Here is a 13,465-nt window from a genome sequence, read left to right as displayed (position 1 = left end):
CTGAAATTAGTCGTAAAAGCATAACGAAATTACGCTGAAAGTTCACCGCGCAGATCAGTCTGTAAACAGCGCTCAAGTTCTGCCTGCGGGAGCTTTTGTGAAAGTAAGTAATGCAGCTTTGTTAATGCGGCTTCAATGGTCATATCATAACCGCTAATGACACCGATTTCAGCTAAGGCGTTACCTGTTGCATAGCCTTCCATATTCACCTTGCCTTTGAAACACTGTGTGCAATTTAGCACCGTGACGCCAGCCTGAACGCCGCGTTCGAGGCTCTCGAGTAGGGCGCGATTTTGCGGAGCATTACCAACTCCATAACTTTGCATAATCAAAGCCTTCACCGGTTGTTGCAGTAAGTGATCGAATAAAACAGGCGAAATACCGGGATAAAGCGTAAGTACGCCAATTGCTTGCGGCGTTACCGGCGCAACCCGCAGAGGTGCAGTATCTAAAGGTTTAACGGTGCCAGCTTTGACACTGATTTGAATGCCAGCCTCTAACAATGGCCGAAAGTTTGGTGACTCAAAGGCATTGAAGCCATTGGCATCAGCTTTGGTCGCACGATTACCACGGTATAAACGGTTATTGAAGAATAAACCAACTTCGTGAATCGGGTAATTCGCCGCAATGTAGAGCGCATTTAACAGGTTGGTTTGGCCATCAGATCGTAGTTCGGCGAGCGGGATTTGTGAACCGGTAATAATGACTGGCTTGCCCAGATTCTCAAACATAAACGACAGTGCCGACGCAGTGTATGCCATGGTGTCGGTACCGTGCAGGATAACAAAGCCGTCATAAGCAGCGTAATTGTTCTGAATATCGTCAGCGATACGCTGCCAGTCTTCTGGCGACATATCGGATGAATCCATCAAGGGCTGATATTCATGAATGTCAAAGTGGGGCATCTCGGCACGGAAAAATTCCGGCATTTTATTCACGCATGCCGTTAAAAAACCTGGCGCAGGAACATAGCCCTGCGCCGATTTCTGCATACCGATAGTGCCGCCTGTGTAGGCCACATAAATACGCTTGCGTTGTTGTGTCATAACCAAATAAAACCCAATATCGAGGTGCTAGGGCATTGGGCAGAGTTCACACAACAAATAAACCCCTTGCGGGTCATTGAACTTGGATACCACCTGCACTTCGCGCCAAACACCTTGCAGCTGTTGTTTAATCGGGTCGATGGTACGTGTAGTCGGGGAAGCTGGCAAGAAAACTTCGGCCTGACCAAAGAAGTCGCGCAGGAAACGTTCGCGTGCACTCAGTTCCGGTTCAACGGTAACCACCTCGTAGTTGCTAATCCCCGCCAGCTCTGCGGCAGCGTTTAACGCAGCGTCCAAGTCGCCAAGATTATCCACCAAACCGAGTTCTTGGGCTTTAGCACCGGTCCATACACGGCCCTGGGCGACGGCATGAACTTGGTCATAGGTCATGCCACGGCTGTCGGCAACCATAGTGACAAAGTCGCGATAAAACTTCTCGATCGAGCTTTGCACGACGACTTTGGCTTCCTCTGGAAGTGGACGAGTAATATCCATCACTGGCATTTCAGTGGTGTGGTAGCCGTCATTGTAGACGCCAATATGAGCAAGTGAATCTTCGATAGTGAAGAACATACCGAATACCCCGATCGAACCGGTGATGGTGGTCGGAGTGGCCCAAATTTGATCAGCACTGGCGGCGATCCAGTAGCCGCCAGAGGCAGCGACTGATGACATTGAAGCAATCACCGGAATACCAGCTTCTTGTAATTCCAAAACTTCTTGACGGATGACTTCTGAAGCAAAACCGCTACCGCCCGGACTGTCAATGCGCAATACGACGGCTTTGGTATTGTCATTCAATCGTGCTCGACGCAACAATTCAGCAGTGCTGTCGCCACCAACGTTACCGGGCTTCTGGAAGCCATCGACAATAACACCACGGGCGACGACAACGGCGATTTCATCGGTAGCCGAATCTTCGTCGCTAGCGAGTTCAAGTTGCATCGCTTTTGCGTCAAGGTAATTATGGTGGTTGATGCGACGCCAGCTCTTCTCATCTTCGTCAAGACCTGTAAGGTTGATCATTTGCGTACGGAACGCTTCACGTGTCATTAACTGATCAACAAGTCCCCCTTCGAGCGCTACTTGGGCCATATCTTGATTATTTTCAGCCAACATCGCTTGGAAGTCATCAATCGTGCCGCTTAGTAGACGTGGATCAATGTCACGTTGCTGTTCAACACGTGTGACGAAGGTTTGCCATAGCGCATCATAAAGTTGCGCATTCGCTTCACGTGCTTGCTCTGACATGTCATTGCGAGTGTAGGGTTCGACCGCTGATTTATAGGCGCCAACTTTAAATACATGGGTACTGACTTTTAGCTTCGCGAGCAGGTCTTTGAAGTACAAGCGGTAGCCGCCCATCCCTTCGAACATCATTGCGCCAAGCGGATTTAAATAGATGCCGTCACCGTGTGCCGCCAAAAAATATTGTGACTGCGTGTAATAATCACCATAACTGTAAACTGGCTTGCCAGATTCACGGAAACGCAGCAACGCATCGGCAACTTGCTGCATTTTATTTAAACCGCCACCAGCAAAGTTACGTAAATCAAGGTAAATGCCGCTAATGCGTTTATCATTCGCCGAGCGCTCAATGCTGTCGACAACGTCGCTCAATAATGTTTCGGGTGGGGTGCTAGGCGAACCTAGTGCGTCATTGAAGAAACGATCCATAGGATCAACCCAAGTTTCTTCTTCAACTAATACTCCTTCGAGCTGTACAACTAAGACACCGTTGTCAGGCACCATAACTGGCTCGTCATCAGCGATTAAAATCGCAACAGCCAAAAAGAGAAGAAGAAAAAAGATGACATTTAAAAGAACCTTTCGGATACCATTAATCAGACCGAAAAGTTTCTTAAAGACGTTAGCGATACCACTCATGTGTCAGCACCTTTGCGAGTTCGTAATTTAGTTAATGATGAAGAATACTGAACATTTATGAAATAAACTAGCCTGACAATGTAACAGAGCATGATCCTTTGCTAAGCTAGCGACATGCTTCACTTAAAGGATAGATAACACGACCATGCAGGCGCTTGAACTCTTAACAACCCGTTCGTCCATGCCACGTCTCATCGAGCCTGGCCCCAATCCAGAGCAATTTGAGATCATGCAAAAAGCTGCTGCGCGAGCACCTGATCACATGGCATTGATGCCTTATCAATTTGTGGTGTTTCAGGGCGTACGCCGCCAACATTTGGGGAGTATCTTTCAAGCAGCCGCACAAGCCAAAGGCCTAAGCGAAGAGGCTTGTGTGCAAGCGAGTCAATTACCGTTGCGGGCACCGATGGTTATCGCCTGCTTACTTGACTATCAGGTGCATGAAAAGGTACCACGGGATGAACAGTTCGCCAGTGCAGCCTGTGCGACATTACTTATGCAGCAGGCTGCTTTTGCGCAGGGACTTGGTGCCATTTGGAGAACCGGTTGGTTCGCCGAGGATGCTTCGGTAGCAACTGCGTTGGGAGCCAAGTCTGAGGATGCAATCGTGGGATTTCTTTATGTTGGTACGCCAGCCGTGCCAACGCCAATTAAACCGGAAAAAGCCATCGCTGATAAATTCAGCGATGGCTGATGCATTAAAACTCGAGGTTTTTCGGTGCGCGTGGAAATGGAATCACATCGCGAATATTGGTCATTCCGGTGACGTAAGTGACGAGCCGCTCGAAACCAAGACCAAAACCGGCATGAGGAACGGTGCCGTAACGCCGTAGGTCGCGGTACCAACCATAATGCTCAACGGGTAGTCCCATTTCTTCCATGCGTGTATCGAGCTTGTCTAAACGCTCTTCACGGGCGCTACCACCAATGATTTCGCCAATGCCAGGGGCTAAGATATCCATTGCGGCAACCGTCTTGCCATCGTCATTCTGACGCATGTAGAAGGCCTTGATGTCTTTTGGATAGTTCTTCAAGACAATTGGCGCGCCAACGTGCTCTTCAGCTAAATAACGCTCATGCTCAGATTGCAAATCGGTACCCCATTCGACGGGGAATTCGAACTTCTTGCCACAGTTTTGCAAAATTTCGACCGCGTCGGTGTAGTCCATATGCACAAACTTGTTACTTACAACATGGTTAAGGCGATCTAAGACGCCTTTATCAATTCGTTGTTGGAAAAACGCCATGTCATCGGCACGCTCATCGAGTACAGCATTAATGCAGTATTTCAGCATGTCCTCGGCAAGATAGGCAATGTCGTTCAAATCAGCGAATGCCAATTCTGGCTCAACCATCCAAAACTCAGCAAGGTGACGACTGGTGTTTGAGTTTTCCGCACGAAATGTTGGGCCAAAGGTATACACTTTCGACAAAGCACAGGCATAGGTTTCAACGTTTAACTGACCCGAAACCGTCAAGAATGACTCTTTGCCGAAAAAGTCTTTGCTGTAATCAACAGCACCTTGCTCGTTATGTGGAAGGTTCATCATATCCAACGTGGACACGCGAAACATCTCGCCCGCACCTTCCGCGTCAGATGCGGTTAGGATAGGGGTCGCTACCCACATGTAGCCGCGCTCGTGGAAGAAACGGTGGATTGCTTGCGCTAAACAGTTGCGCACGCGCATCACCGCGCCGGTAACATTGGTGCGTGGACGCAGATGCGCGTATTCACGCAAATATTCCATGGAGTGCGGTTTCGGCGACATCGGATAGGTGTCAGGATCTTCAACTAAGCCAAACACTTCAACTTTGGTCGCCTGTAGCTCGTACGCTTGCCCTTTACCCGCCGATTCAGCGACCGTACCGGTAATCGCAACGCTAGCGCCGGTGGTGAGTTTTAAGACTTCACTATCGTAATTGTCGAGTTCATTCGGTACGACTGCTTGAATGGGATCAAAGCATGAACCATCATGAATGTTGATGAACGAAATACCTGCTTTTGAGTCGCGGCGGGTGCGTACCCAACCGCGGACTGTGGTTTGTTCACCAACAGCGATTTTACCCGCTAATACATCGACAACTGTTGCGAAGGACATACGTCTTAAACTCCGTATAAACACCAATCAAAAAAATGAGCGTCTATGTTACCTTGCTTTGTCGAAGACTCAAGCGAAAATCACTGAAATCATGCCTTGTGCGCCAGATCTGCAACCGCTTGTGTGAGTTTTTTGAGCTGTTCGGGGCGAATAATGTATGGCGGCATTAAATACACCAGTTTGCCAAACGGGCGGATCCATACTCCAGCTTTGACAAATGCTTGTTGAGCGACAGCTACATCGACCGGCTTTCGCATCTCAACCACACCAATCGCGCCGAAGCACCGCACGTCTGCGACGCTAGGCAAACTCGCTAATGAGCGTAGTTCTTGCTCAAGTTGTGCAGCAATCGCTGTCACCTGTGTAGACCATTGGTTTTGCTCAAGGAGGTCGAGACTGGCATTAGCCACCGCACAGGCCAGCGGGTTTCCCATAAAGGTAGGGCCGTGCATAAAGGTTCCACCAGCCGGTCCGTCGCTTATGGTGGCGCCTACATCAGCACTGGCGAGAACCGCCGCTTGGGTCATGTAGCCGCCGGTCAGAGCTTTGCCAAGGCACATGATATCCGGCGCAATGTCAGCGTGTTCACAGGCAAACCAACGGCCGGTACGGCCAAAGCCAGTGGCGATCTCATCGGCGATAAGCAACACGTCGAAAGCTTCGCAGAGTTCTTTCGCGCCACGCAAATACTCAGGATGGTAAAACCGCATACCGCCTGCACCTTGAACGATAGGCTCTAAAATTAATGCAGCGAGTTCGTGGTGATGTTGCTCAATAAGCTCGCGCAGCGGTTGTAGCGTTTCAGGCTGCCAGGTTTGCTCAGGAGACACCGTCGGTATGGGCGCAAAAAGTTGTTCACGCAAGCTGCCGCGGAATAGGGTATGCATGCCATTGACCGGATCACACACCGACATGGCAGCAAAGGTATCGCCGTGATAGCCCCCACGAATCGTCGCCATGCGATTCTTTTGTGGCTGTTCGCGGGCGGCCCAGTACTGCACCGCCATTTTGATCGCTACCTCTACCGCGACCGAACCTGAGTCGGCAAGAAAGACGTGCTGCAACGAGGCCGGGGCATGCTTGAGCAAGCGGCGACAGAGATCAACTGCTGGCTGGTGGGTAAGCCCGCCAAACATCACATGACTCATCTGTTCAGTTTGGGCATGGATCGCAGCATTCAGATGGGGATGATTGTAGCCATGGATCGCTGCCCACCATGATGACATGCCGTCGACTAAACGGCGTCCATCAGCTAAGACAATTTCACAGCCACGCGCACTCGCTACAGGGTAAACGGGCAGCGGCTCCTTGAGAGACGTATAGGGATGCCAAATATGCGTGCGGTCAAAATCTAAATCAGTGATTTGCATAAAAAGTAATCAGTCGTTAATTTAAGTGGGTGCAATAAGTTGACAGTCTACCTGATCAAGGTATGCTTCTCGAGCATAAAAACTTCAACAACGCTCGACGCAAAAAATTGGAATTGACCCATGACAACAGCTAGCTTACGCCATGATTGGCAACGTGAAGAAATTGAAGCGCTATTTGCGCTACCGATGAATGATTTATTGTTTCAAGCGCAACAAGTTCATCGGCAACATTTCGACAGTAATAAAGTGCAAGTGAGTACCTTGTTGTCAATCAAAACCGGGGCCTGCCCTGAAGACTGTAAGTACTGCCCGCAAAGTGCGCATTACCATACTGGTGTTGATCGGGAGCGCTTGATGGCGGTTGAGAAAGTATTACGCGAAGCCGAGGCAGCGAAAGCGCAAGGTGCCAGTCGATTTTGTATGGGGGCGGCATGGCGTAATCCCAAAGATCGCGATATGCCTTACGTTATCGAAATGATCAAAGGCGTGAAAGAACTTGGCCTTGAGACGTGTATGACCTTGGGAATGCTGTCAGCGGAGCAAGCGCAAGCGCTGCAGCAAGCTGGTCTTGATTATTACAATCACAACCTTGATACATCGCCGGAGTTTTATGGCGAGATCATCAGTACACGCACCTACCACGATCGCTTACAAACACTGAGTAATGTCCGTGATGCAGGAATGAAAGTTTGTGCTGGAGGCATCGTTGGTATGGGCGAGAGCCGCGCGGATCGTGCCGGTTTATTGCAACAACTAGCGAACCTTCCGAAGCATCCAGAAAGCGTGCCGGTGAATATGTTGGTTAAGGTCAAGGGTACACCATTCGCAGAACTTGATGACATGGACCCGTTCGAGTTTGTACGTACCATTGCCGTCGCACGTATTATTATGCCGACGTCCTTTGTCCGTTTGAGCGCAGGTCGCGAAACCATGAGCGATGAGCTACAAGCGATGTGCTTTTTTGCCGGCGCTAACTCTATTTTTTATGGTGAACGTTTATTAACCACACCGAATCCTGAAGCCGACAAAGATCAGCTGTTGTTCACGCGTTTAGGTATCGAACCGCTGCAACATGATGGTTACAGTGATGATGTCCACGAGGCCGTTATCGAAGATGCTATACAAGAGCAGGCTCAGCCTGTGCGTTATTACGAAGTTAGTTAATCGAGCCGTTACTTATGCTGCAAAAGTCAGTGATGGTGGCGATGGCAAAACAGCTGAAGCAACGTGCCGAGCAAGATCGAACTCGGCTATTACAGTCGGTTACACCATTATCAAGCACTCAAATAGCTGTTGCTGGAACCAAGTATTTGCAGTTCTCCAGTAATGACTATTTGGGCTTAGGTCGACACCCCAAGGTGCTTGACGCTTATGCGCAAGCCGTAGCGGCAGGAGCGGGCGCTTCGGCGCTGGTGACTGGCTATACGGAACATCATGCCGAATTATGCGCACTGCTCAGTGAGGTTTTGCAGCGTCCCAGAGTGCTTCTCTTTAACTCTGCATTTGCGGCAAACGTGGGTGTGCTGACGACGCTTGGGCCATTGTATAACCATCTTTATCTTGATCGGTTGGCACATGCTTCTCTACTGCAAGGTGCAAAGCACAGTGGCCAACGCTGGCGCCGCTTTCAACACAATGATTTTGCTACTGCTGAGCGCTGGTTGAAAAAGCAGCCTGAAAGCGCACTACTGATAAGCGAATCAATTTTTAGTATGGATGGGGATGCGCTGACCAACGATGCTTTGGTCAGCCTACTTGATACGTCGGGTCATGGTGATGTCATGCTTGATGATGCGCATGGTTTCGGAGTCTGTGGTGACGCTGGGCGCAGCGTAGCGGCAGACTTCTCCGTCGCACAAGTTGGCCTCATCAGTTTAGCCTTTGGCAAGGCCTGTGGCGTCGCGGGTGGTGCTGTTGCGACCGATGATGCTAGCGCTGATTATTTAGTGAACTACTGTCCGGAACTTATTTATTCGACCGCGATGCCGCCAGCACAAGCGTCGGCAATTAAAGCTGCGGTTGAAATTATTATCAGTGCAGAGGGAAGCGACTTACGCAGTAAGCTCGCCGCCAATGTTGCGTACTTTCAGCAACTCTCTCAAGCGGCAGGTCTGCCGCTGTGTTCATCGCGCCATGCCATCCAAACGTTACGTATTGGTAGTGATGGCGCAGCATTACATATGAGTCAACGACTGCGTGAAGCGGGTATTTGGTGTAGTGCCATTCGGCCTCCGACGGTGCCAGAGGGGACGGCCCGTTTACGTCTAACGCTAACAGCGGCACATCATGAAAAAGACATACGCCAGCTTGTGCAGGCATTGCAGCGCAGTTTTGCAGAGTTTGCGACGTGAAAGCTACCAGTCTCTACGATAAACAACGGGTCGCTCGTTATTTTGCCCGCGCTGCGCGCACCTATACCCATTACGATCGACTGCAGCGTGGTATTGCCGACGCATTATTACAACGTTTAAGTCCTTTAGTAGCAGCCGAATCTATGCTACTTGATCTTGGTTGTGGCCCAGCACATCACCAGGAGAAACTTTCTCAGTTGGGTGGTCATTATCTCGGTATGGACATTACTCCAGCAATGTTGACCGAAGCACAACGCCATAACCCAAGTATGAACCTCGTTGCGGCGGACATGGAGCAGTTACCTTTGCGTCGACAGAGTGTCGGCTTATTGTTTAGTAACTTAGCGATGCAGTGGAGTAATGATTTATCCGCTTTACTTGCGGAGTGGTATCGCGTGTTGGCACCCGGGGCACAAATTGCAGCGTCGACAGTACTTGCTGGTTCACTGCAGCCTTTGGGTGATTGTTTTACTGCTGTTGATGGTCAGCGGCACACGAATCAATGGCTGGACTTTTCTGCATTTGTAACGGAAGTGCAAGGGTTACCGTGGCAGATTGACTGCGAAGTGGTGAATGTCGTGCAAGAGTTTCCTACCGTGGAAGCAATGCTGCATGAACTAAAGGGCGTAGGGGCAAATTATACCGCGCGTAGCGCAACTGGTTTATACGGGCGAGAGCGTTTTTTACGACTGAAACAAGCATTAGAACAACACCGCAATGCCAATGGCATGCTTGAGCTGCATTGGCGTATTGGTCTGTTGTCAGGTGTAAAACCTATTGAGGAAAATTAAACATGACTTGCGTATTTGTAACAGGAACAGATACCGATGTTGGCAAAACGCTAGTCAGTGCTGCGCTGTTAGAGCGGTTAGCTGAAGGTCATTTTCGGACCTTAGCGATGAAGCCTGTTGCTGCTGGCGCTGACGCAACTGTGGCTGGCCTGCGTAACAGTGACGCACTGCAGTTGGAGCAGGCAATGACCTGCGGGCCTGTTGCCTATGAGGCTATAAACCCGATTTGTTTGTCTGCGCCTGTTGCTCCGCACCTTGCCGCTCAGCAGCAAGGGATCGATTTAACGGTCGCTGACTTAAAAACCGCGCATGAACAACTTACTGATGTGGCACATGACCTGCTGCTTATTGAAGGAGCAGGCGGTTGGTTAGTGCCATTAAACGCGACGGAGTCACTTGCGGATTTCGCTACAGCAGTGCATGGCAACATTGTACTCGTGGTCGGTATGCGATTGGGGTGCCTAAACCATGCACTGTTAACTGCTGCAGACATTCATCGGCGCGGTTTGAACTTGGTGGGCTGGGTGGCGAATCAAGCACAGCCTGAAGCCATGGCGTTAGCAGATGAGAACGAACTGTGGCTGGCGGAGTATCTTGAAACGCACTATCAAGCACCTCTATTGGCGAGCATACCGTTTCAAAAAACCGCCAACCCTAAAGCTGTTGCCGGTTACTTCCCTGCCAGCCAGGAGCTAATGTCGCTATTACGTGGCAGTACAGCTTTGTGACCAGCGCTGAAAACACAGCCATCGGTTTCACCCAGTAAGACCATTCGGTTACCGTCAATTTTTAATGAAGTGCCTTCCCGAATTGCCAGCACTGGGGTCTGCGGCGCTACGATCATGAATTCCGCTAAGCGCTGATCACGCGTTTCGCCGTGAAAGCCCGGCGGCTGATAGTCGCTGTAATGAGGGTTAAGTTGAAAAGGCACTAACGCCAAGGCATCGAAGGAACGCGGTTGTACAATCGGCATATCATTAGTGGTGCGAATGCTTAAACCAGCAATATTTGAGCCGGCGCTCCAGCCTATGTAGGGCATCCCAGCTGCTACAGCGTCACGAATCGACGGGATTAAGTCCTGTTGTTGTAACTGGGCGAGCAGATGAAACGTGTTACCGCCGCCCACTAAAATCGCATCGGCATTGCGACACGCCGCTTGCGCATCAACTTCGGTATGCAAACCGATTACCTTATAACCATGTGGTTCGAGAGCCGTAGCTACTCTTGCGGTGTAGTCATCGTAGCTCATGCCAACACCGGCGTAGGGTACGAAAAGGATGTTGCTCGGTGCTGCCAAGCGTTCTTTTAAATGCGGAATGACGGGTTCTAGATAGGCACTATCACCAGCTTTAGAACTTGAGCATAAAAGCAATTGTGTGGACATGTAAAATACCTTATTTACAGCAACTAAAGTGCGGTCAGATTAGCAAAATTTCAGCTGTGGTGCGATTGAATTGGGGTACAATAAGTACCTCCTCAGACGGCCGAGGACTGGGTGGTTTGGCTTATTTTGGAATAGTCATGGTTTTAGAGGTTGTGTTTGGTATTCTCGCAAGTATTATCGTTATGTGGTTCTCGCGTCAATGTGAGTACCGAGGCGAGTACCGAGCGGACTATGGTTCAGCACAATTGGTTGGTAACCACAAAGTGATTGCCGCTCTTGAACAGTTGTAGCAACGTTAATCATCAAATGAAAATGAAGTAGTAAGGATCATCATGACAAACTGGAGTGCGCGTAGTTGGCGCGAGAGACCGATCCAACAACAGCCGAATTACCCAGACAAAGCACAGCTTAACAACGTTGAACAACAATTAAAGATGTTCCCACCGTTGGTGTTTGCCGAAGAAATTCGAGCGCTTAGACGACAACTTGGACAAGTAAGCCAAGGGCAGGGGTTTTTATTGCAAGGTGGCGACTGTGCTGAGTCCTTCGCTGACTTTAATGCGCCAAAGATCCGTGACACCTTTAAAGTCATTCTGCAAATGGCGATTGTTTTAACTTTCGCCGGTTCGTGCCCAGTAACAAAAGTGGCACGCATGGCAGGACAATATGCGAAGCCACGTTCGAGTGATTTAGAAACCATTGATGGTATAGCCTTACCAAGTTACCGCGGCGACATTATTAATGGTCCAGAATTTACCGAAGTGGCACGCGTTCCAGATGCGCAACGAATGGTCCAGGCCTACCATCACTCGGCAGCGACATTGAACCTGTTACGAGCTTTTGCACAGGGTGGTCTCGCGGATCTGCATAAAGTGCATAAGTGGAACATGAGTTTTGTTGCAGCAAATCCTTTAAAAGATAAATATTTGCAGGTTGCTGAGCAAATTCAATCAGCACTGAAATTTATGGAAGTTGTAGGCATTACTGCAGATACCAATGCCACGATCCATGAAACACAGCTATTTACTTCGCATGAAGCGTTGCTATTGCCTTACGAAGAAGCGTTAACGCGGACTGATACGTTGACAGGGCTACCTTATGACTGCTCAGCGCACATGGTATGGATTGGTGAGCGCACGCGGCAATTGGATCATGCCCATGTTGAGTTCATGCGTGGCATTCACAACCCAATTGGTGTTAAAATAGGTCCGACCACTAAACCTGACGACGTTATTGCGTTGTTAGACGCCTTGAACCCGGCAAATGAGCCAGGTCGCATGACGCTGATTACGCGCATGGGTGCCGAGAATTTAGCGGCTGCCTTGCCTGCTATCGTTCGCAAGGTAAAAAGTGAAGGGCGTCACGTGGTGTGGTCGAGCGACCCGATGCATGGCAACACGGTGAAAGCCGAGAATGGCTTGAAAACCCGTAACTTTGACGCCATACATCAGGAATTACGCCAGTTCTTCGCGGTTCATCAAGCAGAAGGCACCTATCCAGGTGGCGTTCATCTGGAGATGACTGGCGAAGACGTGACTGAATGCACCGGTGGTGCTTATCAGATTAGTGAACAAGATTTGACGCAACGCTATCGCACCCAGTGCGATCCGCGTTTGAATGCCGACCAAGTTTTGGAACTTGCATTCTTGGTGGCAGATTCTCTCCGTGAGGCACGTCAAGGCCGCGGTTAACTGACATTTTCGAGGTTTTAGTAGTATATGTCACAACAGGTTGAGCAGTTTTTTGAGAACCTTTGGAACGATTACATCAAACTTACTCCGTCAGCAGCAAAAGTGCATCAGGTCTTAGGGCAGGGGCGCGATATCATCAATGATCATGTCGCGTTTCGTACCTTTAATCAGGCACCTGTACGTCTTGCGACCTTAGCCAAGCATTTTGAAGCCATGGGTTACAAGGCTTGCGGAGATTATCATTTTGAAGCCAAGCGACTTGTAGCTAAGCACTTTGAACACGATGACCCTGCATTACCGAAAATCTTTATTAGCGAATTGCTGGTCGAAGAATTTTCGCCGGAATTGCAAGGCATCGTTAAAGAGCTCGTTGCGCAAATTGATCCCGCTAAAGTAGAACAGTCTGAATTCTTGTATTCGGGTACGCATTGGCAGATTAGCAGCAATGATTACGAGCGTTTACTTGAAGAAAGTGAATATGCAGCGTGGATGGCTGCGTTTGGCTTCCGTGCCAATCACTTTACCGTAAACGTGAATCATTTGCCGGACTATGAGTCGCTTGAACAAGTCAATGAAACCCTTAAAACCGCCGGTTTTCGTCTGAACTCGTCGGGCGGCGAAATCAAGGGTTCACCAGACGTTTATCTGGAGCAATCGTCGACCATGGCGGATCATGCGCCGGTGCGTTTTAGTGACATGGAAAAAGTTATTCCAAGTTGCTTCTACGAATTTGCTAAGCGTTATGAAATTGCACCGAATAAACTCTACACGGGCTTTGTAGCTGCCTCAGCAGACAAAATCTTTGAAAGCACTGACGCACGCGCCAGCGCTGAACAAGAGAGTTAA

12 protein-coding genes and 1 pseudogene are annotated in these 13,465 nt (G+C 49.6%); 8 read left to right on the top strand and 5 right to left on the bottom strand.

Annotated features, from left to right (window positions below):
• Positions 1-29: 29 nt before the first annotated feature.
• Positions 30-1,046, bottom strand: coding sequence for an asparaginase (gene ansA, locus CWI70_RS02940; protein WP_126770411.1), 1,017 nt, complete (start codon positions 1,044-1,046; stop codon positions 30-32).
• A 27-nt stretch (positions 1,047-1,073) separates the two neighbouring features.
• A complete protein-coding gene (gene sppA / locus CWI70_RS02935; protein ID WP_198677640.1) occupies positions 1,074-2,933 on the bottom strand; it encodes a signal peptide peptidase SppA in 1,860 nt (619 codons plus the stop codon).
• 145 nt (positions 2,934-3,078) lie between these two features.
• Between sppA and CWI70_RS02930 the strand changes: the two genes are divergently transcribed.
• A complete protein-coding gene (locus CWI70_RS02930) occupies positions 3,079-3,627 on the top strand; it encodes a nitroreductase family protein (protein WP_126770409.1) in 549 nt (182 codons plus the stop codon).
• 4 nt (positions 3,628-3,631) lie between these two features.
• Here CWI70_RS02930 and asnS read toward each other — a convergent pair whose 3' ends face one another.
• Both asnS and bioA read right to left on the bottom strand, forming a co-directional pair.
• Positions 3,632-5,032, bottom strand: coding sequence for an asparagine--tRNA ligase (gene asnS, locus CWI70_RS02925; protein ID WP_126770407.1), 1,401 nt, complete (start codon positions 5,030-5,032; stop codon positions 3,632-3,634).
• Between the two features lie 89 nt (positions 5,033-5,121).
• Positions 5,122-6,402, bottom strand: a complete 1,281-nt coding sequence (bioA, locus tag CWI70_RS02920; RefSeq protein ID WP_126770406.1) for an adenosylmethionine--8-amino-7-oxononanoate transaminase — start codon at positions 6,400-6,402, stop codon at positions 5,122-5,124.
• A gap of 120 nt (positions 6,403-6,522) precedes the next feature.
• Between bioA and bioB the strand changes: the two genes are divergently transcribed.
• Genes bioB through bioD form a run of 4 tightly spaced genes read left to right on the top strand, consistent with a single transcriptional unit; the run spans position 6,523 to position 10,272 of the window.
• A complete protein-coding gene (gene bioB / locus CWI70_RS02915) occupies positions 6,523-7,566 on the top strand; it encodes a biotin synthase BioB (protein ID WP_126770404.1) in 1,044 nt (347 codons plus the stop codon).
• Between the two features lie 14 nt (positions 7,567-7,580).
• On the top strand, positions 7,581-8,753 hold the full coding sequence (locus tag CWI70_RS02910; protein ID WP_126770402.1) for an aminotransferase class I/II-fold pyridoxal phosphate-dependent enzyme: 1,173 nt from the start codon (positions 7,581-7,583) through the stop codon (positions 8,751-8,753).
• Positions 8,750-9,544 (top strand): methyltransferase domain-containing protein, encoded by a 795-nt coding sequence (locus tag CWI70_RS02905; RefSeq protein ID WP_126770400.1) that lies wholly within the window; start codon positions 8,750-8,752, stop codon positions 9,542-9,544. Before CWI70_RS02910 ends, CWI70_RS02905 begins: the two co-directional genes overlap by 4 nt.
• Before the next feature lie 2 nt (positions 9,545-9,546).
• Positions 9,547-10,272 carry a dethiobiotin synthase gene (bioD, locus tag CWI70_RS02900; protein WP_126770399.1) on the top strand — a complete coding sequence of 242 codons (726 nt, stop codon included), beginning with the start codon at positions 9,547-9,549 and terminating at the stop codon, positions 10,270-10,272.
• Here bioD and pepE read toward each other — a convergent pair.
• Complete coding sequence (gene pepE, locus CWI70_RS02895) at positions 10,215-10,928, bottom strand: dipeptidase PepE (RefSeq protein WP_126770397.1); 714 nt, start codon at positions 10,926-10,928, stop codon at positions 10,215-10,217. The two genes, bioD and pepE, sit on opposite strands and share 58 nt — an antisense overlap.
• 110 nt (positions 10,929-11,038) lie before the next feature.
• Between pepE and CWI70_RS02890 the strand changes: the two are divergent.
• The 3 genes and pseudogenes from CWI70_RS02890 to CWI70_RS02880 all read left to right on the top strand — a co-directional run.
• Positions 11,039-11,215 (top strand): annotated as a pseudogene (locus CWI70_RS02890) (protease HtpX); the annotation flags it as partial.
• Positions 11,216-11,260: 45 nt separating this feature from the next.
• Complete coding sequence (locus tag CWI70_RS02885; protein WP_126770395.1) at positions 11,261-12,619, top strand: class II 3-deoxy-7-phosphoheptulonate synthase; 1,359 nt, start codon at positions 11,261-11,263, stop codon at positions 12,617-12,619.
• 27 nt (positions 12,620-12,646) lie between these two features.
• Positions 12,647-13,465: a DUF1338 domain-containing protein gene (locus tag CWI70_RS02880; RefSeq protein WP_126770393.1), complete on the top strand. Its 819-nt coding sequence runs from the start codon at positions 12,647-12,649 to the stop codon at positions 13,463-13,465.

Origin of the sequence: Pseudidiomarina homiensis (genome assembly GCF_003987225.1) — a bacterium.
Classification (GTDB): Bacteria; Pseudomonadota; Gammaproteobacteria; order Enterobacterales; family Alteromonadaceae; genus Pseudidiomarina; species Pseudidiomarina homiensis.
Note: the sequence above shows the minus strand (reverse complement) of the source record. Positions and strands in the feature narration are given on the sequence as shown.

What these genes read in the sequence shown, in the direction of transcription:
- asnS (WP_126770407.1), bottom strand. Translation starts at nt 5,032, where the DNA reads ATGTCCTTCGCAACAGTTGTCGATGTATTAGCGGGTAAAATCGCTGTT.
- CWI70_RS02930 (WP_126770409.1), top strand. Translation starts at nt 3,079, where the DNA reads ATGCAGGCGCTTGAACTCTTAACAACCCGTTCGTCCATGCCACGTCTC.
- CWI70_RS02885 (WP_126770395.1), top strand. Translation starts at nt 11,261, where the DNA reads ATGACAAACTGGAGTGCGCGTAGTTGGCGCGAGAGACCGATCCAACAA.
- pepE (WP_126770397.1), bottom strand. Translation starts at nt 10,928, where the DNA reads ATGTCCACACAATTGCTTTTATGCTCAAGTTCTAAAGCTGGTGATAGT.
- CWI70_RS02880 (WP_126770393.1), top strand. Translation starts at nt 12,647, where the DNA reads ATGTCACAACAGGTTGAGCAGTTTTTTGAGAACCTTTGGAACGATTAC.
- bioD (WP_126770399.1), top strand. Translation starts at nt 9,547, where the DNA reads ATGACTTGCGTATTTGTAACAGGAACAGATACCGATGTTGGCAAAACG.
- bioA (WP_126770406.1), bottom strand. Translation starts at nt 6,402, where the DNA reads ATGCAAATCACTGATTTAGATTTTGACCGCACGCATATTTGGCATCCC.
- CWI70_RS02910 (WP_126770402.1), top strand. Translation starts at nt 7,581, where the DNA reads ATGCTGCAAAAGTCAGTGATGGTGGCGATGGCAAAACAGCTGAAGCAA.
- bioB (WP_126770404.1), top strand. Translation starts at nt 6,523, where the DNA reads ATGACAACAGCTAGCTTACGCCATGATTGGCAACGTGAAGAAATTGAA.
- ansA (WP_126770411.1), bottom strand. Translation starts at nt 1,046, where the DNA reads ATGACACAACAACGCAAGCGTATTTATGTGGCCTACACAGGCGGCACT.
- sppA (WP_198677640.1), bottom strand. Translation starts at nt 2,933, where the DNA reads ATGAGTGGTATCGCTAACGTCTTTAAGAAACTTTTCGGTCTGATTAAT.